Source organism: Fontisubflavum oceani (genome assembly GCF_030407165.1).
In the GTDB taxonomy this organism is placed as follows: Bacteria; Pseudomonadota; Alphaproteobacteria; order Rhodobacterales; family Rhodobacteraceae; genus Rhodophyticola; species Rhodophyticola oceani.
The window spans coordinates 1,399,913-1,423,174 of record NZ_CP129111.1; the positions used below are offsets into that span (position 1 = coordinate 1,399,913).

Here is a 23,262-nt window from a genome sequence, read left to right on the forward strand (position 1 = left end):
GTGGCGCGTCCTGCCCGCTAGGGTCGGATCAAACGCGACATCTCAGGGACAGGGCAAACCCCATGGCAGAGCAAGCAGAGATCGGCCTCATCGGCCTTGGCACGATGGGCGGCAATCTGGCGTTGAACATCGCCGAGAATGGCCACCAGATCGCCGTTTTCAACCGGACCTATGCGCGGACTGAGGCGTTTCTGGCCGAGGCAGGCCCGCTGGCGGGCCGCCTGACGCCAGCCGAGACGCTGGAAGGCTTCGTTGCCGCGCTGCAATCGCCGCGCCGGATCATCCTACTGGTACCGGCGGGCAAACCGGTCGATGACCAGATCGCGGCGCTGAAACCGCTCCTCGACCCCGGGGATGTGATCATCGATGGCGGCAATTCCGACTGGCGTGACACCAATCGCCGCGCCGCTGACTCAGCACCCTTGATCTATTTGGGCCTTGGCGTCTCCGGCGGGGCCGAGGGCGCACGTCATGGTCCGTCGATGATGGCCGGCGGCACTGGCGAGGCCTATGCCATGGTTGCGCCGGTTCTTGAGGCCATCGCCGCCGATTTCCAGGGCGCCGCCTTGTGTTGCGCATTTGGGGCCGGGCGGGGCCGGGCATTACGTGAAGATGGTCCATAACGGCATCGAATATGCCGATATGCAGATGATTGCCGAGATTTACGGACTGATGCGGGACGGGCTGGGTCTGACCGCGCCAGAGATGGCACCGATCTTCAGCCGCTGGAACGAGGGCGTCTTGCGGTCTTACTTGATCGAGATCACCGCCGAGATTGCAGGGACACAGGACCCCGCGACCGGCCAATCGATGCTGGATGTGATCGCCGACCGTGCCGGGCAGAAAGGCACCGGACGCTGGACGGTGATGGATGCCCAAGATCGCGGTGCGCCGTTGCCCGCGGTGGAGGCGGCGGTGACAGCGCGGGTTCTGTCCTCGCGCGCTGAGGATCGCGGGGCGGGGGAGGCGCTTTATGGCGCCGGGCCGATGGCGCTGCCACGCGATGCACTAACCGAGGCGATGATGGAAGGCGCGCTGATCGCTGGCAAGATCATCGCTTATGCCCAAGGCTTTGAGCTGCTGGCGAAGGCCAGCGCCGAAGAGTCCTGGGATATGCCTCTGCCCCGGGTCGCGGAGATCTGGCGCGCGGGCTGCATCATCCGTTCAGCGATGCTTGACGATATGGCGGCGGCATTGGGCGAGGCGGCGGATCGCGCGCTGATCATGGCACCGCATTTCGCGTCTCTGATGACGCAGCACCACACCGCTCTCCGCCAGACCGTCAGCTTGGCCGCCGCTCATGGCATCGCCGTGCCCGCGCTCTCTTCCGCGCTTGGCTATTTCGATACGATGCGCACCGCACGCGGCACCGCCAATATGCTTCAGGCACAGCGGGATTTCTTTGGTCAACACGGGTTCGAGCGGCTCGACCGTCCGGGCGAGAGCGGGTTTCACGGCCCTTGGGTCGATTAACGGAACAATCCCTCGCGGCGGAACACGGCCTCAATTCGCTGCCGCGTTCGGGTCAGCGGGACACCAAACCGGTCGCTGTCATTGTCCAAGAGGAAATAAATCTGCGTGATCCCGAGGCAGGACAAATCGCGGATATCCAAGCCTTCGCTGATCCGTGGCATCCGCATTTCGACGCTGCGCACGAGTTGCTCCGAGCAGGCGTCGGTCTGCGCAGAGGCCATGCTGGGCAGGGCGATTGGGGCCGTAAGGGCGAGGGCGATGGCGCTGGCACGTAGCATGAGAACCTCCATTGGCGGCGGGTGTTGGTGATGTAGATGTGTGTATCCTCTTTCCTTCGGTCAATTCCTGCCTGCATCGCGAGGCAGATGTGTTCGGGTTGCAGTCGCCCCGCGTCACTGCCAAGACCGGGCAAACTCACATTCAAAGAGATGCCGTTATGCCATTTCCCAGCCCCGATACACGCCATCCCGCCCGACTGCCTGATGGCACTGAGCTGCCAATAAATGTGTTTTTGAAAGCCGTCATCGACCACCCACGGATCGAGGTTGGTGACTACACCTATTACAGCGATTTCGATCCGCCTGCCGATGTCTCGGGCTGGGCCGCGCGCATTGCGCCTTACATCTTCCCAAGCTCGTCCGAACGGTTGCGGATCGGTAAGTTTGGCCAATTCGCCCATGGCACGCGCTTTGTGACCGCCTCGGCCAATCATAAGATGGATGGCATCTCCACATATCCCTTCGCGATCTATGATCCGGAGCGGATTTTCAGTTATCCCTCCAGCCTGCCCCAGGGTCGCGATACGGTGGTCGGTCACGACGTTTGGATCGGCATGAACAGCCTCATCCTGCCGGGTGCGCGTATCGGCAATGGGGTGATCGTGAGCTCCGGCTCGGTCGTCTCGGGCACCATTCCCGACTACGCGATTGTCGGCGGCAACCGGGCGCAGGTGTTGCGGATGCGGTTCGCGGAGGCGGATATCGCCCGCCTCAATGCCATTGCCTGGTGGGATTGGCCGATTGATAAGATCATCGCGCATGAGGCCCTGATCACCGGCGGCGATATTGACGCGCTGGCCCGCGTCTGAGCGCCGCTTTGCCGCTTGCAATGCGCCCGCCTCAGGGCTAAACGATCTCTCGGCCTAGGGGTGTAGCTCAGTTGGTAGAGCACCGGATTCCAAATCCGACGGTCGGGAGTTCGAGTCTCTCCACCCCTGCCAAGGCCACATCAAATCTCCCCTCTGACAGGTCTCGGATAATGCGCGGCGCGCGCCGTCTTCATGGCGCCTTTGCCGCCCTTAAGTGTGAAGAAAGAGTTATCAAAACCGCTGATAGGGTCGCGTTTTCCGGCGATCCGAGATTTTTGTAACCTATTCTTCTGTGCAGGGCCGCTTGCACGCGCGTCGTGGGCTGCGTATATGGCGCTCAGCACCCGTGAAGGATCGGACGTTTACCCATGGCTATGACCAACCCGTTTCAGTTTCTGCAGCAGACCCGCGCCGAGGTGGCCAAAGTCGTTTGGCCGGGCCGACGCGAGGTGCTTCTGACAACGGTCATGGTGTTCATCATGGCGGTTTTGGCAGCGATCTTTTTCTTCTTCGTCGATTGGATGATCCGCCAGGGGCTGGAACTGATCCTGACCTTTTTCGGCTAGGCGTTTGCCGTGTGCGGCGTCGGGCAGAAATCCCGCCGCGGCCCTTGATTTTCGGCCATCGGGGCGATAGGCACGCCCCACTTCCCTGATCATGGCGTGCGTCGATTCGTGATGCACGCTGTTTTTTGTTCGGGGCGGAGGGTTCAACCCTCTGGAAAGATGAGATTTTTCCGGGCCGAAATGGTCGGGACAGGAGCGGTGAGACATATGGCAAAACGGTGGTATTCGGTCAGCGTGCTGTCGAACTTCGAAAAGCGCATTGCCGAGCAGATCAGAACTGCCGTGGCCGAAAAGGGCCTCGAGGAAGAGATTGAAGAAGTCTTGGTTCCCGAAGAGGACGTGATCGAAGTGCGCCGGGGCAAGAAAGTCACCGTGCCGCGCCGCTTCATGCCCGGCTATGTCCTGGTCCGTATGGAACTAACCGACGCAGCTTATCACGCAATCAGCTCGATCCCGCGCGTGACGGGCTTTTTGGGCCCGCAAGGCCGCCCGATGCCGATGCGCGATGATGAGGTCAATTCGATTCTGAACCGCGTCGAAGAGGGCGAAGCCGCACCGCGCAACACGATCACCTTCGAAGTTGGCGAGAAGATCAAGGTCAACGACGGACCATTCGAAGACTTCGACGGCATGGTCGAGGAAGTCGACGACGAAAACCAACGCCTGAAGGTGACAGTTTCGATCTTTGGCCGTGCGACGCCGGTGGAACTGGAATACACGCAGGTTTCAAAGCAAGTCTGAGTATGCCCTCGAAAGCGCGCATGCTCACACTGTTGTAATTGGCGGTCGAAGGGTCTCTTTGGCTGCCTAGTTTCTGAGCGCTTTGATCGACCAAGAGGCGAGATACCGCCGGTGTCAGTGCGGTGTCAGGATGCCTCAGTCATATCGACAGATTTTTTTCGGTAAGCTCTTTACCTTGGGACAAAAATGCCCAAGTTCTGAACTGAACGTTACATTTCGGAATCGCACGGTTCTCCGCGATCCGGAAAACCAGTTTTCAGGTATGAAGGTGACGCCGTGGCGACCGAATCTTTTGAAGCCAAAGTCACCAGCGCACGTAAGCAGGCGTCTGACGGCGATTTGGTCGCCGCGTTAACATCTATCGATCAGGCTCTGGTGGTTGCCCGGCAGGCGCAACTGTTTCGGTCGCGGCTGCTGCAAGCTTTGGATCGGCCAATGGAGGCATTGGAAGAAGTGATCCGGCTAGACAAGCCAGATGCCTCACCCAAGTTTTTGGATTTCCGCGCAGATCTCGAAGAATATCTATACCGAGTCGAAGATGCTGTCGCCACGCTGACCCGTAGAATGGCAAAGGGTGACGTGCCCGTTCCTCTTTTGGTTCGCCGGGCCCTGTTGACGCGTGCCGTAGGCAATTTCGACGATGCAGTACGCGATCTGGATCGTGCGATAAAAATGCAACCTCTGGATGGTGAACTCTATCGGCTGCGCAGCGATCTGGTAAAGGCCAGGCCAGGGGATGGAAGTCTCGACACCTTGGCATCGGTTGCTGCACGAGTCCCGTCCAACCATCTTTCAGCCGTGCATCTTCAGTTTGCGCGCGCCAAGATTCTTGAAGATTTGGGAGATTTTCCAGCGGCCTTCCGGGCTCTTGACCGAGGCAATCAGGGGATGCGGGCGCATTTCCCCTACCAGGTGTCAACTCGCCTTCGCCAAGTCGCTGCCGCGCGGAAAAGCTTTGATGGCATCGATATGGCGACGATGACGGCAAAGGCTTCGTCTGATTTTGCGCCCATTTTCATCACTGGCATGGCACGGTCTGGTACCACTCTGATCGAACAGATATTAACCGCGCATCCAGAGGTGAGAGGCGGCGGCGAGGCTGCCTTTCTCTCACGCGCGGTCCGCGAAACGATCGGGCCGCCGGAGGAGTTGAGACCTGGCGGCGTCGACATCACGCTACAGGGCCTATCAGATTTGGCCGATCACTATAGCAAACGCATGCTCGCACGCTTTGGCCCCGCGCCGCGCCATACTGATAAATCGCTGCAGACCTTACTTTACGCTGGCCCCGTTCTCGCTGCGATGCCGAGGTCACATATCGTTTTGGTGCGACGTGATCCCCGCGCGGTCGCGATATCGCTCTACAAACAGGTCTTCCGCCGTGGGAAGCAACTGTTTAGCTATAGTTTGGATGATATTCGGCAATATCAGGACAGTTTTGATGTGCTGGTTGATTTTTGGCAGAGCCGATTAAAAGAGCGGTTTCACGTTGTCGCCTATGAGGACGTCGTACAGGCGCCGGAGCCTACAGTCCGAAATCTCCTCAAACGTCTGGACCTGTCCTGGACCGAAGCTTGTTTGCGGCCCGAAGACAATGCGCAGCCCGTTCAGACGCTCAGTTCGGTGGCCGTGCGCCAGCCGATTAATCGCGATGGTCTCGACCGCTGGCGTCCTTATGCGCCGATGATGGGCTATACCGTCGTTTAATATCTCTGCCGACGGAGCCCCGCCACTTGCGCTTTGGTCTATCCCGGTGTAACGCGACGCCCTGTCGTCTTATGCGGCACCCCATGTGGGAGGCGAGTGGCACGCGTGCCGCGGACCAGACCACATCAACAAAGGCTTCCTGACGCGTCAGGCGGCTGTTGGAAAAAGGAGAGGCCAAGATGGCCAAGAAACTTGCTGGCACGATGAAACTGCAGATCCCTGCAGGTCAAGCCAACCCCTCGCCGCCGGTGGGCCCCGCCCTCGGTCAGCGCGGGATCAATATCATGGAGTTCTGCAAGGCGTTCAACGCTAAGACCCAGGATATGGAGCCGGGCAGCCCCTGCCCGACGATCATCACCTATTACCAGGACAAATCCTTCGCGATGGAAATCAAGACGCCGCCAGCGTCTTATTACCTGAAGAAGGCCGCTGGCCTGAAACCTGTCGGCAAACGGAACCGCCCACGCGGCGCGGAGACCCCGGGTCGCGAGACCGTGGCAACCGTCACCGTCGCTCAGGTGCGTGAGATCGCCGAAGCGAAGATGAAAGACCTCAGCGCCAATGACGTTGAGGCCGCTATGAAGATCATCGTTGGCTCGGCCAACTCGATGGGTATCGAGGTGAAAGGTTAAGTCATGGCTAAAGTTGGAAAACGCGTCAAAGCGGCCCGTGAAGCCTTTGCTGGCAAAGAGAACCTCACCGTCGAAGAGGCGGTGGATCTGATCAAGGCAAACGCCTCGGCGAAATTCGACGAGAGCATCGAGATCGCGATGAACCTGGGTGTTGATCCGCGTCACGCCGACCAGATGGTCCGTGGCACGGTGAACCTGCCCAACGGCACCGGCAAATCGGTGCGCGTTGCTGTATTTGCTCGTGGCCCGAAGGCCGAGGAAGCAACCGCGGCGGGGGCCGATATTGTGGGCGCCGAAGACCTGATGGAAACCGTCCAGGGCGGCACCATCGAGTTTGACCGCTGCATCGCCACGCCGGATATGATGCCCATCGTGGGCCGTCTGGGTAAGGTGCTTGGACCCCGGAACCTGATGCCAAACCCGAAGGTCGGCACGGTGACCATGGATGTCAAAGAAGCCGTGGAAGCGGCAAAGGGCGGCCAGGTTCAGTTCAAAGCCGAGAAAGCCGGTGTGGTTCATGCCGGTGTTGGCAAAGCCAGCTTCGACGCAGACAAACTCGCCGCCAATATCCGCGCCTTTGTGGATGCAGTGAGCAAAGCGAAACCTGCCGGTGCCAAAGGCGCCTATATGCAGAAAGTGTCGCTTAGCTCCACCATGGGGCCAGGCGTCTCGGTGAATGTGGATAGCGCGACCGGCAACGCCTAAGGGCGTCGCCAGAACGGATTGGAAGGGCAGGTTCCGTGCGGGCCTGCCCTTTTTCTGTTGTGAGGTGATTTGCCGGTGATGCACCGCCGATTTAGCCGGGATCGCCAGTGTTGCCACAAAAACTGCCCAAAACCGTAGATTTCCTGGCCTCTAGGGCTTGGCAAATCGTTTCGCGCGCACTACTCACGCCCTTGCACCAGAGCGCGTGATTCGTCCCGCGCTCTTTTGCGTTTCGTCCGAGACGGCGGGTTGGGGCCTGAACGCCCTTGTAATTCCTACCTGAGGCGGGATCAGACCGATCAAGTTTAGGCTCTCTCCGTTTGAGCGCCTGGCGGTGGTGGTTCCCGTTGACCAAGGACCAAAACCGCCGGAGCGATCCGGTAGAAACGAGCCGGGGGGTGACCCCCAAATTGGAGTAAAACTGTGGATAGAGCCCAGAAAGAGAAAGTGGTCGAGGAACTCGGCCAAATCTTTGAAAGCTCTGGCGTCGTCGTGGTCTCGCACTACGAAGGCCTCACGGTTGCTGAAATGCAGGACCTGCGCGCGCAAATGCGTGAGGCGGGTGGGTCCGTTCGCGTTGCCAAAAACAGGCTCGCCAAAATCGCCCTCGAAGGAACGCCTGCCGCTGGCATCGCCGACCTGATGACGGGGATGACCGTTCTTTCCTATTCCGAGGATCCTGTGGCTGCGGCCAAGGCCGCGGATGCCTATGCCAAGGAAAACGACAAGTTCGTGATCCTGGGCGGCGCGATGGGCGAGAACGTTCTGGACCAGGCTGGTGTCAAAGCCGTTGCGAAAATGCCGTCGCGTGAGGAGCTTATTGCTTCGATCGTGGGCTGCATTGGCGCACCTGCTTCGAACATTGCCGGGGCCATTGGCGCACCTGCTTCGAATATCGCGAGCATCCTTTCGACCATCGAAGAGAAGGCGGAAGCCGCGTAAAGCAATCTGGAGACCTGTCGTAGGGCCTGGCCCTTGCGATGTTGGAAAACACACCTACATACGGAAACCGTGAAAATGGCTGATCTGAAAAAACTGGCTGAAGAGATCGTGGGTCTGACCCTTCTCGAAGCACAAGAACTCAAAACCATTCTGAAAGACGAATACGGCATCGAGCCCGCCGCTGGCGGCGCAGTGATGGTTGCCGGTGCTGCAGGCGGCGACGCCGGCGGCGCAGCTGCTGAAGAGCAGACCGAATTTGACGTCATCCTGAAGGCCGCTGGCGCCTCCAAGATCAACGTCATCAAAGAGGTCCGCGCGATCACTGGCCTGGGTCTGAAAGAAGCCAAAGAGCTGGTCGAAGCCGGCGGCAAAGCCGTCAAAGAAGGCGTCGACAAAGCCGAAGCAGAAGAGATCAAAGGCAAGCTGGAAGCAGCTGGCGCAGAGGTCGAACTGGAAGTAATCCGCGCCGGGCTGCGGCTCGGACGTGAAAAATTGGCTGGACCTGGGCGAAAACCTGGGTCCAGCCGAACCTGTCTTAGCGAGGGCCCGTGTCGGACACGGGCGGGTCTTCCCTAAGGTGGCGTTCAATGGATCGGGAGCTTGCCGGTGGGACGGCAGGCATGAATTGGTCCGAACCCGCTTGTTTCAGTGTGAGGCCATGTCGGTGCCCCGACGGCATGGCAGCGCGAGGAAACCAAAAAGGTGTTTGAGAGCATGGCTCAGACCTACGCAGGCCAAAAACGTATCCGCAAATTCTATGGCAAAATCCGCGAAGTGCTGGAGATGCCGAACCTCATCGAGGTCCAAAAGTCTTCTTACGATCTTTTTCTGAAATCCGGCGACATGCCCGACCCGCTTGACGGCGAGGGAATCAAAGGCGTGTTCCAATCGGTCTTCCCGATCAAGGATTTCAACGAAACCGCCGTGTTGGAGTTCGTGAAATACGAGCTGGAACACCCGAAATATGACGTCGAAGAGTGCCAGCAGCGCGACATGACCTATGCCGCGCCGCTCAAGGTTACGCTCCGTCTGATCGTGTTTGATATCGACGAAGATACCGGCGCGAAATCGGTCAAAGACATCAAAGAACAAGACGTGTTCATGGGGGACATGCCCCTCATGACGCCGAACGGGACGTTCATCGTGAACGGCACCGAACGGGTTATCGTCAGCCAGATGCACCGCTCGCCCGGCGTGTTCTTCGATCACGACAAAGGCAAAACCCATTCCTCGGGCAAATTGCTTTTTGCCTGCCGCATCATCCCCTATCGCGGCTCCTGGCTCGACTTCGAGTTCGACGCCAAGGACATCGTGTTCGCACGGATCGATCGTCGCCGGAAACTGCCTGTCACCACGCTGCTCTATGCGCTTGGTCTCGACCAGGAAGGCATCATGGATGCCTATTACGACACGGTCGATTTCAAGCTGAAGAAGAACAAAGGCTGGGTCACCAAGTTCTTCCCTGAGCGGGTGCGGGGCACGCGCCCGGCGACCGATCTGATCGACGCCAAAACCGGTGATGTGATCGCCGAGGCGGGCAAGAAAGTCACGCCGCGCGCAGTCAAACAGCTGATCGATGAGGGCAAAGTCACCGATCTGTTGGTGCCGTTTGACGCCATCGTCGGGCGTTTTGTTGCCAAGGATATCATCAACGAAGAATCCGGCGCGATCTATGTCGAAGCGGGTGATGAGTTAACCTGGGAGCTCGACAAAGACGGCGAAGTCACCGGCGGCACGCTGAAAGAACTGCTGGATGCCGGCATCACCGACATCCCCGTTCTCGACATCGATAATGTCAATGTCGGCCCATATATCCGCAACACCATGGCGGCAGATAAGAACCTGAATCGCGACACCGCGCTGATGGACATCTATCGCGTGATGCGCCCGGGCGAACCGCCCACCGTTGAAGCGGCCTCGGGTCTGTTCGATCAGCTGTTCTTCGACAGCGAGCGCTATGATCTCTCGGCCGTGGGTCGGGTCAAAATGAACATGCGCCTGGCGTTGGATGCGGAAGACACGCAGCGGACACTCCGCAAGGAAGACATCGTCGCCTGTATCAAGGCGCTGGTCGATCTGCGCGATGGGCGTGGCGATATCGATGATATCGACCATCTCGGCAACCGCCGGGTGCGCTCTGTTGGCGAATTGATGGAGAACCAATATCGCGTTGGCCTTCTGCGGATGGAGCGCGCGATCAAAGAACGGATGTCGTCGGTTGAGATCGACACCGTGATGCCGCAGGACTTGATCAACGCGAAACCGGCTGCCGCAGCTGTGCGAGAATTCTTCGGCTCCTCGCAGCTGTCGCAGTTCATGGACCAGACCAACCCGCTCTCGGAAGTCACCCATAAACGTCGCCTGTCGGCGCTTGGCCCCGGTGGTCTGACACGCGAACGTGCGGGTTTTGAGGTGCGCGACGTGCACCCGACCCATTACGGCCGGATGTGCCCGATTGAAACGCCGGAAGGGCCGAATATCGGTCTGATCAACTCGCTGGCGACCTATGCTCGGGTGAACAAATACGGCTTCATCGAAACGCCCTATCGCAAGGTGGATAATGGCCAGGTGACCGATGAGGTCCACTATATGTCCGCCACCGAAGAGATGCGGCATACCGTGGCCCAGGCCAACGCGACGCTGACCGAAGATGGGCAGTTCATCAATGATCTGGTTTCGACCCGTCAGTCCGGGGAGTATACGCTCGCACCGCGCGAGAATGTGGACCTGATCGACGTCAGCCCGAAGCAGTTGGTCTCTGTCGCGGCCTCGCTGATCCCGTTCCTTGAGAACGACGACGCGAACCGCGCTCTGATGGGCTCGAACATGCAACGTCAGGCGGTGCCGCTGTTGCAGGCTGATGCGCCTTTCGTGGGCACCGGCATCGAAAGCGTTGTGGCCAAGGACTCAGGCGCGGCGATCATGGCGCGCCGCGGGGTGTGATCGACCAGGTCGATGCGCAGCGGATCGTTGTGCGCGCCACCGAGGATCTGGAACTGGGTGATGCGGGCGTCGATATCTATCGCCTGCGGAAATTCCAGCGCTCGAACCAGAACACCTGCATCAACCAGCGTCCGCTGGTGAAAGTGGGTGACAAGGTCTCGAAGAACGAGGTCATTGCCGACGGCCCGTCCACCGATATGGGGGAACTGGCGCTTGGCAAGAACGTTGTCGTCGCCTTCATGCCGTGGAATGGCTACAACTATGAGGACTCGATCCTGATCTCCGAACGCATCGTGCGCGACGACGTCTTCACCTCGATCCATATCGAGGAGTTTGAAGTCGCCGCCCGTGACACGAAGCTCGGGCCGGAAGAGATCACCCGCGACATTCCGAATGTCGGTGAGGAGGCGCTGCGCAATCTCGACGAGGCGGGCATCGTCTATATCGGTGCCGAAGTCGGGCCGGGCGATATCCTCGTGGGTAAGATCACGCCAAAGGGCGAAAGCCCGATGACGCCGGAGGAGAAACTGCTCCGGGCGATCTTTGGTGAGAAAGCCTCCGATGTGCGCGATACCTCGCTGCGTCTGCCGCCCGGCGATTTCGGGACCGTTGTGGAAGTGCGCGTCTTCAACCGCCATGGTGTGGAAAAGGACGAGCGCGCCCTGCAGATCGAGCGCGAAGAGGTTGAGCGTCTGAGCCGCGACCGCGATGACGAGTTGCACATCCTGGAGCGCAACATCTATGCGCGTCTGAAAGGCATGATCCTCGGCAAGAAAGCCGTGAAAGGCCCGAAAGGCGTCAAGTCTGGCTCCGAGATTACCGAAGAGCTGCTGGAGACTCTCTCCAAAGGTCAGTGGTGGCAACTTGCCCTTGGCGAGGAGAAAGACGCCGCCCATGTGGAAGCGCTGAACGAACAGTTCGAAGCGCAGAAGCGTGCGCTGGATCACCGGTTCGAGGATAAGGTCGAGAAGGTCCGCCGTGGCGACGATCTGCCCCCGGGCGTGATGAAGATGGTCAAAGTCTTCATCGCGGTGAAGCGCAAGCTGCAACCGGGTGACAAGATGGCCGGTCGGCACGGCAACAAAGGTGTGATCTCCAAGGTTGTGCCGATGGAAGACATGCCGTTCCTGGGCGACGGTACCCCGGTTGATTTCGTGTTGAACCCGCTTGGCGTTCCGTCACGGATGAATGTGGGTCAGATCCTTGAGACCCATATGGGGTGGGCCGCGCGCGGCATGGGCCTGAAAATCGACGAGGCTCTGGGTGAGTATCGCCGCTCTGGCGACATGACCCCGGTGCAGGATGCGATGAAGATCGCCTATGGTGAGGATGTCTACACCGAGGCCACGGCCGGGATGGAAGACAGTCAAATCCTTGAGGCCGCATCAAACGTCACCCGTGGCGTTCCGATTGCGACCCCGGTGTTCGACGGGGCGAAAGAAGCAGATGTGAACGATGCGCTTGAACGCGCGGGCTTTGACAGCTCTGGCCAGTCGGACCTTTATGATGGTCGGACGGGGGAGCAATTCTCCCGCCAGGTCACGGTGGGTGTGAAGTATCTGCTGAAACTGCACCACTTGGTCGATGACAAGATCCACGCACGTTCCACCGGGCCCTACAGCCTGGTCACGCAGCAGCCTCTGGGCGGCAAAGCGCAGTTCGGTGGCCAGCGGTTCGGGGAAATGGAAGTCTGGGCGCTGGAAGCTTATGGCGCGGCCTACACCCTGCAGGAGATGCTGACCGTCAAGTCGGATGATGTGGCGGGCCGGACCAAAGTCTATGAGTCGATTGTCAAAGGCGAAGACAATTTCGAGGCGGGCGTTCCGGAAAGCTTCAACGTGCTTGTCAAAGAAGTGCGAGGCCTCGGCCTCAACATGGAACTCCTGGATGCGGAGGAAGAAGAGTGAGGGGAAACGGAGTTTTGCAAAACTCCGACCCGTTTTCTTGCAAGAAAACGGCCCCCCAGCCTTTCCCCTCCCGCCCGATATTTGAGGTATCAAGATGAACCAGGAACTGACCAACAACCCGTTCAACCCGCTCACCCCGCAAAAGGCCTTTGACGAGATCAAAGTCAGCCTGGCGAGCCCGGAGCGGATTCTCTCGTGGTCCTACGGCGAGATCAAAAAGCCCGAGACCATCAACTACCGGACGTTCAAGCCGGAGCGTGACGGCCTGTTCTGCGCCCGTATCTTTGGGCCGGTGAAGGATTACGAATGCCTTTGCGGCAAATATAAGCGGATGAAGTATCGCGGCGTTGTCTGCGAGAAATGCGGTGTGGAAGTCACCCTGCAGAAAGTCCGCCGCGAGCGTATGGGCCATATCGAACTGGCCGCCCCCGTTGCACATATCTGGTTCCTGAAATCGCTGCCATCGCGCATCGGTTTGATGCTGGACATGACGCTGCGCGATCTGGAGCGGATTCTTTATTTCGAGAACTATGTGGTGATCGAACCCGGTCTGACGGACCTCACCTATGGGCAGTTGATGTCCGAAGAAGAGTTCATGGATGCGCAAGACGCCTATGGTGCCGATGCGTTCCAGGCCAATATTGGCGCCGAAGCCATCCGTGAGATGTTGCAGAACATCGACTTGGAGGCCGAAGCTGCGCAATTGCGCGAAGATCTGAAAGAAGCCACCGGTGAGCTGAAGCCGAAGAAGATCATCAAACGACTGAAAATCGTTGAGAACTTCCTGGATTCGGGTAACCGCCCGGAATGGATGATCTTGACCGTCGTGCCGGTCATCCCGCCAGAACTGCGCCCGTTGGTTCCGCTGGACGGTGGTCGGTTCGCGACTTCGGACCTGAACGATCTCTATCGCCGGGTGATCAACCGGAACAACCGTTTGAAGCGCCTGATCGAGCTGCGCGCGCCGGATATCATCATCCGGAACGAAAAGCGGATGCTTCAGGAATCCGTTGACGCTCTGTTTGACAATGGCCGTCGCGGCCGGGTGATTACGGGGGCCAATAAGCGCCCGCTGAAATCGCTCAGCGACATGCTGAAAGGTAAGCAGGGCCGCTTCCGTCAGAACTTGCTCGGCAAGCGCGTGGACTTCTCCGGTCGTTCCGTGATTGTGACGGGGCCGGAACTGAAGCTGCACCAGTGTGGCTTGCCGAAGAAAATGGCGCTCGAACTGTTCAAGCCGTTCATCTACTCACGGCTTGAAGCCAAAGGCCTGTCTTCAACTGTCAAGCAGGCGAAGAAATTGGTCGAAAAAGAACGCCCCGAAGTGTGGGATATCCTCGATGAGGTGATCCGCGAACACCCTGTGCTTCTGAACCGCGCGCCGACGCTGCACCGTTTGGGCATCCAAGCGTTTGAGCCGGTGCTGATCGAAGGCAAGGCGATCCAGCTTCACCCGCTCGTCTGCTCGGCCTTCAACGCCGACTTCGACGGGGACCAGATGGCGGTTCACGTCCCGCTGAGCCTTGAGGCCCAGTTGGAAGCCCGTGTCTTGATGATGTCCACGAACAACGTTCTGTCGCCCGCCAACGGCGCGCCGATCATCGTGCCGTCGCAGGATATGATCCTGGGCCTCTACTATGTGACTCTCGAGCGCGAAGGCATGGTTGGCGAGGGCATGACCTTTGCCAATGTCGAGGAAGTCGAGCACGCTTTGAATGCCGGTGAAGTGCATCTGCACGCCAAAATCACCGCGCGGCTTAAGCAGATTGATGAGGAAGGCAACGAGGTCTATCAGCGCTTTGAAACGACCCCGGGCCGGATTCGTCTCGGCTCGCTCTTGCCGCTGAATGCCAAGGCGCCGTTTGAACTCGTGAACCGTCTTCTGCGAAAGAAAGAGGTGCAGCAGGTCATCGACACCGTCTATCGCTATTGCGGTCAGAAAGAGTCGGTCATCTTCTGCGACCAGATCATGACCCTGGGCTTCCGCGAAGCGTTCAAGGCTGGGATTTCTTTCGGCAAGGACGACATGTTGATCCCCGACACCAAATGGGAGCTGGTTGATGAGACCCGCGGCCAGGTGAAGGAGTTCGAACAGCAGTACATGGACGGCCTGATCACCCAGGGTGAAAAGTACAACAAGGTCATCGATGCCTGGTCGAAAGCCAACGACAAGGTCACCGATGCCATGATGGGCTCGATCTCGGCCAATCAGAAGGATGAGAACGGGGCCGAGATGGAACCGAACTCAGTCTATATGATGGCCCATTCCGGCGCGCGTGGCTCGGTCACCCAGATGAAGCAGTTGGGCGGCATGCGCGGCCTGATGGCCAAACCCTCGGGTGAGATCATCGAGACGCCGATCATCTCGAACTTCAAGGAAGGTCTGACCGTTCTTGAATACTTCAACTCGACCCACGGCGCCCGGAAGGGTCTATCGGATACCGCGTTGAAGACGGCGAACTCGGGCTATCTGACCCGCCGTCTGGTGGATGTGGCCCAGGATTGCATCGTTCGGATGATCGATTGCGGTACGGAAAACACCATCACCGCGGAACCTGCGGTCAATGACGGGGAGGTTGTCTCCTCCCTGGCCGAGCGCATTCTGGGCCGGACCGCTGGTGAGGACGTACTGGTGCCTGGCACCGATGAGGTGCTCCTGACCAAGGGTGAGTTGATCGACGAACGCAAAGCGGACGCGGTGGAACAAGCCGGTGTCGTTTCGATGAAAATCCGCTCGCCACTGACCTGTGAGGCCGAAGAGGGCGTGTGCGCGACCTGTTATGGCCGTGACTTGGCCCGCGGCACCCGCGTCAATGTGGGTGAAGCTGTCGGCATCATCGCCGCGCAGTCGATCGGGGAGCCTGGCACGCAGTTGACGATGCGGACCTTCCACATCGGTGGCGTTGCTCAAGGTGGCCAGCAGTCGTTCCAAGAGGCTGGTGCCGAGGGCAAGATCGAGTTCCGCAACACCAACCTGCTGGAAAACGCGGCGGGCGACATCATTGTCATGGGCCGGAACATGGTCATGGCGATCATGGATGAGCATGGCGCAGAACGGGCGAGCTTCAAGCTCGGCTATGGCACCAAGGTCCATGTGGCCGAAGGCGCTGACGTCAAACGCGGTGACCGTCTGTTCGAATGGGATCCGTATACCCTGCCGATCATCGCTGAGAAGGCCGGTACGGTACGGTTTGTCGATCTGGTCTCTGGCATTGCTGTCCGGGATGAGACCGATGATGCCACCGGCATGACCCAGAAGATCGTGATGGATTGGCGCGCGGCCCCGAAAGGCAACGAGCTCAAGCCAGAGATCATCGTGGTTGGTGCAGATGGCGAACCGGTCCGCAACGATGCGGGCAACCCGGTGACCTATCCGATGTCGGTCGATGCGATCCTCTCGGTCGAAGATGGCCAAACCATCGAGGCTGGCGACGTTGTCGCTCGTATCCCGCGCGAAGGCGCTAAGACCAAGGACATCACCGGGGGTCTGCCCCGCGTGGCGGAATTGTTCGAGGCGCGGCGTCCGAAAGATCACGCCATCATCGCTGAGAAAGATGGCTATGTGAAATTCGGCCGCGACTTCAAAAACAAGCGCCGGATCGCCGTTGTGCCCGCCGATGAGAGCCAGGAAACCGTGGAATACATGGTGCCGAAGGGCAAACACATCCCTGTTGCCGAGGGCGATTTCGTCCAGAAGGGCGACTACATCATGGATGGGAACCCGGCACCGCATGATATTCTGCGGATCATGGGGATCGAGGCCTTGGCCGATTACTTGATCGATGAGGTGCAGGACGTCTATCGTCTGCAAGGCGTGAAGATCAACGATAAGCATATCGAGGTGATCGTCCGCCAGATGTTGCAGAAATGGGAGATCCTGGATTCAGGGGAAACCACGCTCCTGAAAGGCGAAAACGTCGATAAGGCGGAGTTTGACGAGGCCAATGAAAAGGCGCTGGCCGAAGGTCGTCGCCCGGCCCAAGGCGAGCCGATCCTTCTGGGGATCACCAAAGCGTCGCTTCCAGACCCGGTCGTTCATCTCGGCGGCGTCGTTCCAGGAAACCACCCGTGTTCTGACCGAGGCGTCGGTGCAGGGCAAACGCGACAAGCTGGTGGGCCTGAAAGAGAACGTCATCGTCGGTCGCCTGATCCCGGCGGGTACTGGTGGTGCCACGCAGCGCGTTCGCCGAATCGCAACCGAGCGCGATGCGGTGGTGATCGAAGCGGCGCGGGCCGAGGCGGAAGCTGCCGCAGCCCTTGCCGCACCGGAAGACACCGATGCAGGCGAGAGCGCGGCGGAGTAATCCAGGCGTCGCATCGTGACAAAATGACCCCCGTCGAATGAAAGTTCGGCGGGGGTTTCTTTTGCCAAGGGGATTGCCATAGTCTGGCCCTCGGGACGGTCGAAGGAGTAACGCGGTTCAGCAACTAGTCATTGGCGTTTGTCGGCTCTCCGATCTGATCCATGGTGGCGTCGCCGTCACAAGACAGATGCAGGGTGACGGTGCCGTTGATCCTTGGCGGAGTTCATTGGCCGAGATCTGAACCCCATGCTTCCGATCATGCCTCGATTTGCACAAGCAAATGCTTCTAACAATGGCGAGGAAGAATGAGCCCTAATCTCAAAGGCGCGCTGTTCATGATGGGCAGCATGGCCGGGTTCACGCTTAACGATGCCTGCGTCAAACTTCTGGCCGCGGATTTGCCGCTGTTTCAGGTGGTTTTCTTGCGTGGGGTGACCACGACGGTGATGATGGCTGTCATGGTCTGGGCATTGGGCGGGCTGAATTTCCGCATCCCTCCAAGGGATCGCGGCCGCGTGTTCTGGCGGACGGTGACCGAGATTGCCGCCATGGTCGCGTTTCTAACGGCGCTGATCAATATGCCGATTGCCAATGTCACCGCGATCCTATCGGCGCTGCCGCTGACGGTCACGTTGGCGGCTTATGTCTTCTTGGGCGAACCGGTCGGGTGGCGGCGGCTTGTAGCGATCTTAATCGGGTTTGTCGGTGTGATGTTGATTGTGCAACCTGGCGGCGATGGGTTCACGATTTACGCGCTTGTTGCCCTGGTGGCGGTGGCGATGGTGACGGCTCGCGATCTGATTACTCGGCAGCTGAGCCCCGAGACGCCGTCCATGGGGGTGGCAGTGATTACGGCAGCTGTCGTTGGCGTATTCGGCGGGCTTGTCTCTTTGACGGAACCTTGGGGGGCGACCGATCTGCGAAGTATCGCGCTGATCCTTGCCGCTTCGACTGTGATCATCGCGGCCTATCTGTTTTCGATCATGGTCATGCGCGTTGGCGAGATCAGCTTTGTTTCGCCGTTCCGTTACACATCTCTGATCTGGGCTCTGATCCTTGGATGGCTGATTTTCGGCGAGTGGCCGGATCGATTGACGTTGATTGGCGGTGCGATTGTGGTCGCGACCGGGCTCTTTACCCTCTGGCGCGAGCAGGTCACGGCCCGCCGCGCGGAGCAAAATGGCTCGGGCAACCACGGAGGAAATGACGCCCGTCCGCTCTAGATGAGGACGTCCAAGGCCGGGCGCGAAAGACGCCGCTCGCCACGCTCAATCAGACAGCAGTTCGGCCAAGATATCTCGACGGGTCGATAGGCCCGCTGTGCCTTTTGCGCAAAGGCCAGAGCCAAGCTCGGGGCGCTGTTGACAGCCCATCCGATTCCCCCTATACCGCGCGCCACTTGGCAGGGGTGCGTCATGCGCCCAGATTGCCAGACATACAGATTTGAGTGGCCATGATCCGGGCGGTTTAAGTGCCCCGATCCTCTGGGAAACCCACCGCGGCGTCCTCCAGGTAGGAAAGGGACGCATGCGGTTTTGGTGTTTTCGTCATGTGACGTGGCGCCAATTGACATGAATGAGCAAGACGGGGAACCGAATGCCGACGATCCAACAGCTGATCCGCAAACCGCGGCAGCCCAAAATCAAACGCTCCAAGTCGCAGCACTTGGAAGCCTGCCCGCAGAAACGCGGCGTATGTACGCGCGTCTACACCACAACGCCGAAAAAGCCGAACTCGGCGATGCGGAAAGTGGCCAAGGTGCGTCTGACCAACGGCTATGAGGTCATCAGCTATATCCCCGGTGAAAGCCACAACCTTCAGGAACACTCTGTGGTTCTGATCCGCGGCGGTCGTGTGAAAGACCTTCCCGGTGTGCGTTATCACATCCTGCGCGGCGTTCTGGATACCCAAGGTGTCAAAGATCGTCGTCAGCGCCGCTCGAAATACGGCGCCAAGCGCCCCAAGTAAGAGGATCAGCCTATGTCCCGCCGTCACGCTGCCGAGAAGCGCGAAGTTCTGCCCGACGCCAAATTTGGCGACCGGGTTTTGACCAAATTCATGAACAACCTGATGATCGACGGCAAAAAATCCGTCGCCGAGCGCATTGTGTATAATGCCTTTGATCGGGTTGAAGAGAAGCTGAAGCGCGCGCCTGTGGAAGTGTTCCACGAAGCGCTCGACAACATCAAACCCGCGCTGGAAGTTCGCTCCCGCCGGGTGGGTGGTGCCACCTATCAGGTGCCGGTCGAAGTGCGCCCTGAGCGCCGTGAGGCGCTGGCGATCCGTTGGCTGATCTCCGCCAGCCGGTCGCGCAACGAAAACACCATGGAAGAGCGTCTGGCAGGTGAACTGATCGACGCTGTGAACTCGCGCGGTTCCGCTGTGAAGAAGCGTGAAGACACCCATAAAATGGCGGATGCCAACAAGGCATTCTCTCACTACCGCTGGTAATTTGTCGGGCTTTGCCCGGCGTCTGCAAATTTCTGTCTGAGGACTGAACCAAATGGCTCGCGACTATCCGCTCGACCGCTACCGTAACTTTGGGATCATGGCCCATATCGATGCAGGGAAAACCACCTGCTCGGAGCGGATCCTGTATTACACTGGCAAATCCCACAACATTGGTGAGGTGCATGACGGCGCCGCCACCATGGATTGGATGGAGCAGGAGCAGGAGCGCGGCATTACGATCACCTCGGCTGCCACGACCACCTTCTGGGAGCGGACCGAAGACGGACAGACCGCAGATACCGAAAAGCATCGTCTGAACATCATCGACACCCCTGGCCACGTGGACTTCACTATCGAAGTTGAGCGCTCGTTGGCGGTTCTTGATGGCGCGGTTGCCGTGCTCGACGCCAATGCCGGTGTTGAGCCGCAGACCGAGACCGTGTGGCGCCAGGCTGACCGTTACAAGGTTCCGCGCATTGTCTTCGTCAACAAGATGGATAAGATCGGTGCCGACTTCTTCAATTGCGTGCACATGATCCAGGATCGCACGGGGGCCACCCCGGCACCTATTCAGATCCCGATCGGCGCTGAGAACGAGTTGGAAGGTGTGGTCGACCTGATCACCATGGAAGAGTGGGTCTGGGCCGGCGAAGACCTGGGGGCGTCCTGGGAAAAACGTCCGATCCGTGACAGCCTGAAAGAAACCGCCGAGGAGTGGCGCGGCAAGCTCATCGAGACCGCGGTCGAGATGGATGACGATGCCATGATGGCGTATCTCGAAGGTGAAGAGCCTGATGTAGACACGCTGCGCGCGCTGATCCGTAAGGGCACGCTCGAGATCAAGTTCATCCCGGTTCTGGCCGGTTCCGCGTTCAAGAACAAAGGTGTTCAGCCGCTGTTGAACGCTGTGATCGATTACCTGCCCAGCCCGCTGGATGTGGTCGATTACATGGGCTTCAAACCCGGCGACGAAACTGAAACCCGCGACATCGCCCGCCGCGCCGATGACAACATGGCCTTCTCCGGCCTGGCGTTCAAAATCATGAACGACCCGTTTGTCGGCTCGCTGACCTTCACACGTCTCTATTCGGGTGTTCTGAAGAAGGGCGACACGATGCTCAACTCCACCAAGGGGAAGAAAGAGCGTGTCGGTCGGATGATGATGATGCACTCGATCAACCGCGAAGAGATCGAAGAAGCCTTTGCAGGCGACATCATCGCGCTGGCCGGTTTGAAAGACACCACCACGGGCGACACGCTTTGCGACGTGAACGATCCGGTGGTTCTGGAAACCATGACCTTCCCCGATCCGGTGATCGAGATCGCGGTGGAGCCGAAGACCAAAGCCGACCAAGAGAAAATGTCGCAAGGTCTAGCCCGTTTGGCCGCTGAAGACCCGTCCTTCCGGGTCGAGACCGATCTGGAATCCGGTCAGACCATCATGAAGGGCATGGGGGAATTGCACCTCGACATCTTGGTTGACCGCCTGGAAGCGGGAGTTCAAGGTTGAAGCGAACATTGGTGCGCCGCAGGTGGCCTATCGTGAGACCATCGGCCACGAGGTCGAGCATAGCTACACCCATAAGAAGCAGTCCGGTGGGTCGGGTCAGTTCGCCGAAGTGAAAATGATCATCTCGCCGACCGAGCCGGGCGAAGGGTATTCCTTCGAGTCCCGCATCGTCGGTGGTGCTGTTCCGAAGGAATACATTCCTGGGGTGGAGAAAGGCATCAAATCGGTCATGGATAGCGGCCCGCTGGCCGGTTTCCCGGTGATCGACTTCAAAGTCGCGCTGATCGACGGGAAATTCCACGATGTGGACTCCAGCGTTCTGGCCTTTGAAATTGCCGCCCGTATGGGCATGCGCGAAGGCATGAAGAAAGCTGGCGCGAAATTGCTCGAGCCGATCATGAAGGTCGAAGTGGTGACGCCCGAGGATTACACCGGTGGCATCATCGGCGATTTGACCTCGCGTCGGGGTCAGGTGACGGGCCAAGAGCCGCGCGGTAACGCGATTGCCATCAACGCGATGGTACCGCTGGCCAATATGTTCGGCTACATCAACACGCTGCGCTCCATGTCTTCGGGCCGTGCGCAGTTCACCATGCAGTTCGATCATTACGATCCGGTCCCGCAGAACATCTCGGAAGAGATTCAGTCGCAATACGCATAACCGGGTGGCGGGGAGATCCCCGCTCTACCCACCACCCGAAAAGACAAGGAGGCCATCATGGCAAAGGAAAAGTTTGAGCGTAGTAAGCCGCATGTGAACATTGGCACGATTGGCCATGTTGACCATGGCAAGACGACGCTGACGGCAGCGATTACGAAGCAGTTTGGCGATTTCAAAGCCTATGACGAGATTGACGGTGCGCCGGAAGAGAAAGCGCGCGGGATCACGATCTCGACGGCGCATGTGGAATATGAGACGGACAACCGTCACTACGCCCATGTGGACTGCCCCGGCCACGCCGACTATGTGAAGAACATGATCACCGGTGCGGCGCAGATGGACGGTGCCATTCTGGTGGTGAACGCGGCTGACGGCCCGATGCCACAGACCCGTGAGCACATCCTGCTCGGCCGTCAGGTGGGTATCCCCTACATGGTCGTGTTCATGAACAAAGTGGACCAGGTCGACGACGAAGAGCTGCTTGAGCTGGTCGAGATGGAAATCCGCGAACTGCTCTCCTCCTACGAGTATCCGGGCGACGATATCCCGATCATCGCAGGGTCGGCCCTGGCCGCTCTGGAAGGTCGTGACGACGCCATCGGGTCGGAGAAGATCGCTGAGCTGATGGCGGCGGTTGACGAGTACATCCCGACGCCGGCACGCGCCGTGGATCAGCCGTTCCTGATGCCGATCGAAGACGTGTTCTCGATCTCTGGCCGCGGCACGGTTGTGACCGGTCGGGTTGAGCGTGGCGTGATCAATGTGGGTGACGAGATCGAGATCGTGGGCATCCGCGACACCTCGAAAACCACCTGTACCGGCGTTGAAATGTTCCGCAAGCTGCTGGATCGCGGCGAAGCGGGCGACAACATCGGCGCGCTTCTGCGGGGTGTGGACCGTGACGGCGTTGAGCGTGGTCAGGTTCTGTGTAAGCCGGGTTCTGTGACCCCGCACACCAAGTTCGAGGCCGAGGCGTATATCCTGACCAAGGAAGAGGGTGGCCGTCACACGCCGTTCTTCGCGAACTACCGCCCGCAGTTCTACTTCCGGACCACCGATGTGACCGGCACGGTCGAGCTGCCCTCGGGCACCGAGATGGTGATGCCGGGCGACAACCTGAAGTTCAACGTTGAGTTGATCGCGCCGATCGCGATGGAAAACGGCCTCCGCTTCGCCATCCGCGAAGGCGGTCGCACCGTCGGCGCCGGCGTGGTGTCGAAAATCATCGAGTAAAAGACCCTAAGGGTTCGACGAGGGGTGGCCGTGGTGGCCACTCCTCCTATCAACTCCAATTGCCTCGAAAGGCTGATAACATGGCAGTCCAAAGCCAAAATATCCGCATCCGGCTAAAGGCCTTTGACTATCGCGTTCTGGATGCCAGCACGCAAGAGATCGTCAATACGGCCAAACGCACAGGTGCGCAGGTGCGCGGGCCGATCCCGCTGCCGAACAAGATTGAGAAGTTCACGGTCCTTCGTGGCCCGCATGTGGACAAGAAAAGCCGCGACCAGTGGGAGATTCGGACCCACAAGCGTCTTTTGGACATTGTTGACCCGACCCCGCAGACCGTGGACGCGCTGATGAAGCTCGACCTGGCCGCCGGTGTCGATGTCGAGATCAAAGTTTAAGGGGG

General features: G+C 59.2%; 15 protein-coding genes, 1 tRNA gene and 4 pseudogenes. 19 read left to right on the forward strand and 1 reads right to left on the reverse strand.

Features of this window, described 5'->3' with window-relative positions; translation table 11 throughout:
- Window positions 1–62: 62 nt before the first annotated feature.
- Together QTA57_RS18380 and QTA57_RS18385 are read left to right on the forward strand one after the other, a co-directional pair.
- Complete coding sequence (locus QTA57_RS18380) at window positions 63–623, forward strand: NAD(P)-binding domain-containing protein (protein WP_330696781.1); 561 nt, start codon at window positions 63–65, stop codon at window positions 621–623.
- The gene (locus tag QTA57_RS18385; protein WP_330696783.1) at window positions 613–1,473 is read left to right on the forward strand and encodes an NADP(+)-dependent, decarboxylating phosphogluconate dehydrogenase; all 861 of its coding nucleotides are present in this window, start codon (window positions 613–615) and stop codon (window positions 1,471–1,473) included. Before QTA57_RS18380 ends, QTA57_RS18385 begins: the two co-directional genes overlap by 11 nt.
- Here the strand turns inward: QTA57_RS18385 and QTA57_RS07245 are convergent.
- Window positions 1,470–1,751: a hypothetical protein gene (locus QTA57_RS07245; RefSeq protein ID WP_290154297.1), complete on the reverse strand. Its 282-nt coding sequence runs from the start codon at window positions 1,749–1,751 to the stop codon at window positions 1,470–1,472. The genes QTA57_RS18385 and QTA57_RS07245 overlap by 4 nt on opposite strands.
- Window positions 1,752–1,909: 158 nt before the next feature.
- Between QTA57_RS07245 and QTA57_RS07250 the strand changes: the two genes are divergently transcribed.
- The 17 genes and pseudogenes from QTA57_RS07250 (at window position 1,910) to rpsJ (ending at window position 23,257) form a co-directional block, all read left to right on the forward strand.
- Window positions 1,910–2,560 carry a CatB-related O-acetyltransferase gene (locus QTA57_RS07250; protein ID WP_171562943.1) on the forward strand — a complete coding sequence of 217 codons (651 nt, stop codon included), beginning with the start codon at window positions 1,910–1,912 and terminating at the stop codon, window positions 2,558–2,560.
- Window positions 2,561–2,616: 56 nt separating this feature from the next.
- A tRNA-Trp gene (locus tag QTA57_RS07255) sits at window positions 2,617–2,692 on the forward strand.
- A gap of 236 nt (window positions 2,693–2,928) precedes the next feature.
- Window positions 2,929–3,126 carry a preprotein translocase subunit SecE gene (secE, locus tag QTA57_RS07260; RefSeq protein ID WP_290154298.1) on the forward strand — a complete coding sequence of 66 codons (198 nt, stop codon included), beginning with the start codon at window positions 2,929–2,931 and terminating at the stop codon, window positions 3,124–3,126.
- Window positions 3,127–3,333: 207 nt separating this feature from the next.
- A complete protein-coding gene (gene nusG / locus QTA57_RS07265; protein WP_290154300.1) occupies window positions 3,334–3,867 on the forward strand; it encodes a transcription termination/antitermination protein NusG in 534 nt (177 codons plus the stop codon).
- A gap of 435 nt (window positions 3,868–4,302) precedes the next feature.
- Entirely contained in the window at window positions 4,303–5,574 is a 1,272-nt protein-coding gene (locus QTA57_RS07270) for a tetratricopeptide repeat-containing sulfotransferase family protein (protein ID WP_290154301.1), read from the forward strand.
- Window positions 5,575–5,753: 179 nt separating this feature from the next.
- Complete coding sequence (gene rplK / locus QTA57_RS07275) at window positions 5,754–6,206, forward strand: 50S ribosomal protein L11 (RefSeq protein WP_145214948.1); 453 nt, start codon at window positions 5,754–5,756, stop codon at window positions 6,204–6,206.
- Window positions 6,207–6,209: 3 nt separating this feature from the next.
- On the forward strand, window positions 6,210–6,911 hold the full coding sequence (gene rplA / locus QTA57_RS07280) for a 50S ribosomal protein L1 (protein WP_145214951.1): 702 nt from the start codon (window positions 6,210–6,212) through the stop codon (window positions 6,909–6,911).
- 423 nt (window positions 6,912–7,334) lie between these two features.
- Complete coding sequence (gene rplJ, locus QTA57_RS07285; RefSeq protein WP_145214954.1) at window positions 7,335–7,853, forward strand: 50S ribosomal protein L10; 519 nt, start codon at window positions 7,335–7,337, stop codon at window positions 7,851–7,853.
- A 75-nt stretch (window positions 7,854–7,928) separates the two neighbouring features.
- Window positions 7,929–8,309 (forward strand): annotated as a pseudogene (gene rplL / locus QTA57_RS07290) (50S ribosomal protein L7/L12); the annotation flags it as partial.
- Between the two features lie 258 nt (window positions 8,310–8,567).
- Window positions 8,568–12,703: pseudogene (gene rpoB / locus QTA57_RS07295) on the forward strand (DNA-directed RNA polymerase subunit beta).
- A 94-nt stretch (window positions 12,704–12,797) separates the two neighbouring features.
- Window positions 12,798–17,007, forward strand: a pseudogene (gene rpoC, locus QTA57_RS07300) (DNA-directed RNA polymerase subunit beta').
- Window positions 17,008–17,312: 305 nt separating this feature from the next.
- The gene (locus QTA57_RS07305; RefSeq protein ID WP_290154303.1) at window positions 17,313–18,230 is read left to right on the forward strand and encodes a DMT family transporter; all 918 of its coding nucleotides are present in this window, start codon (window positions 17,313–17,315) and stop codon (window positions 18,228–18,230) included.
- A gap of 373 nt (window positions 18,231–18,603) precedes the next feature.
- Entirely contained in the window at window positions 18,604–18,975 is a 372-nt protein-coding gene (gene rpsL / locus QTA57_RS07310; RefSeq protein ID WP_121899615.1) for a 30S ribosomal protein S12, read from the forward strand.
- Between the two features lie 12 nt (window positions 18,976–18,987).
- Window positions 18,988–19,458: a 30S ribosomal protein S7 gene (gene rpsG, locus QTA57_RS07315; protein WP_145214969.1), complete on the forward strand. Its 471-nt coding sequence runs from the start codon at window positions 18,988–18,990 to the stop codon at window positions 19,456–19,458.
- 52 nt (window positions 19,459–19,510) lie between these two features.
- A pseudogene (gene fusA, locus QTA57_RS07320) lies at window positions 19,511–21,629 on the forward strand (elongation factor G).
- Between the two features lie 57 nt (window positions 21,630–21,686).
- Complete coding sequence (tuf, locus tag QTA57_RS07325; protein ID WP_145214922.1) at window positions 21,687–22,862, forward strand: elongation factor Tu; 1,176 nt, start codon at window positions 21,687–21,689, stop codon at window positions 22,860–22,862.
- An 80-nt stretch (window positions 22,863–22,942) separates the two neighbouring features.
- Window positions 22,943–23,257, forward strand: a complete 315-nt coding sequence (gene rpsJ, locus QTA57_RS07330; protein WP_121899052.1) for a 30S ribosomal protein S10 — start codon at window positions 22,943–22,945, stop codon at window positions 23,255–23,257.
- Window positions 23,258–23,262 lie beyond the last annotated feature (5 nt).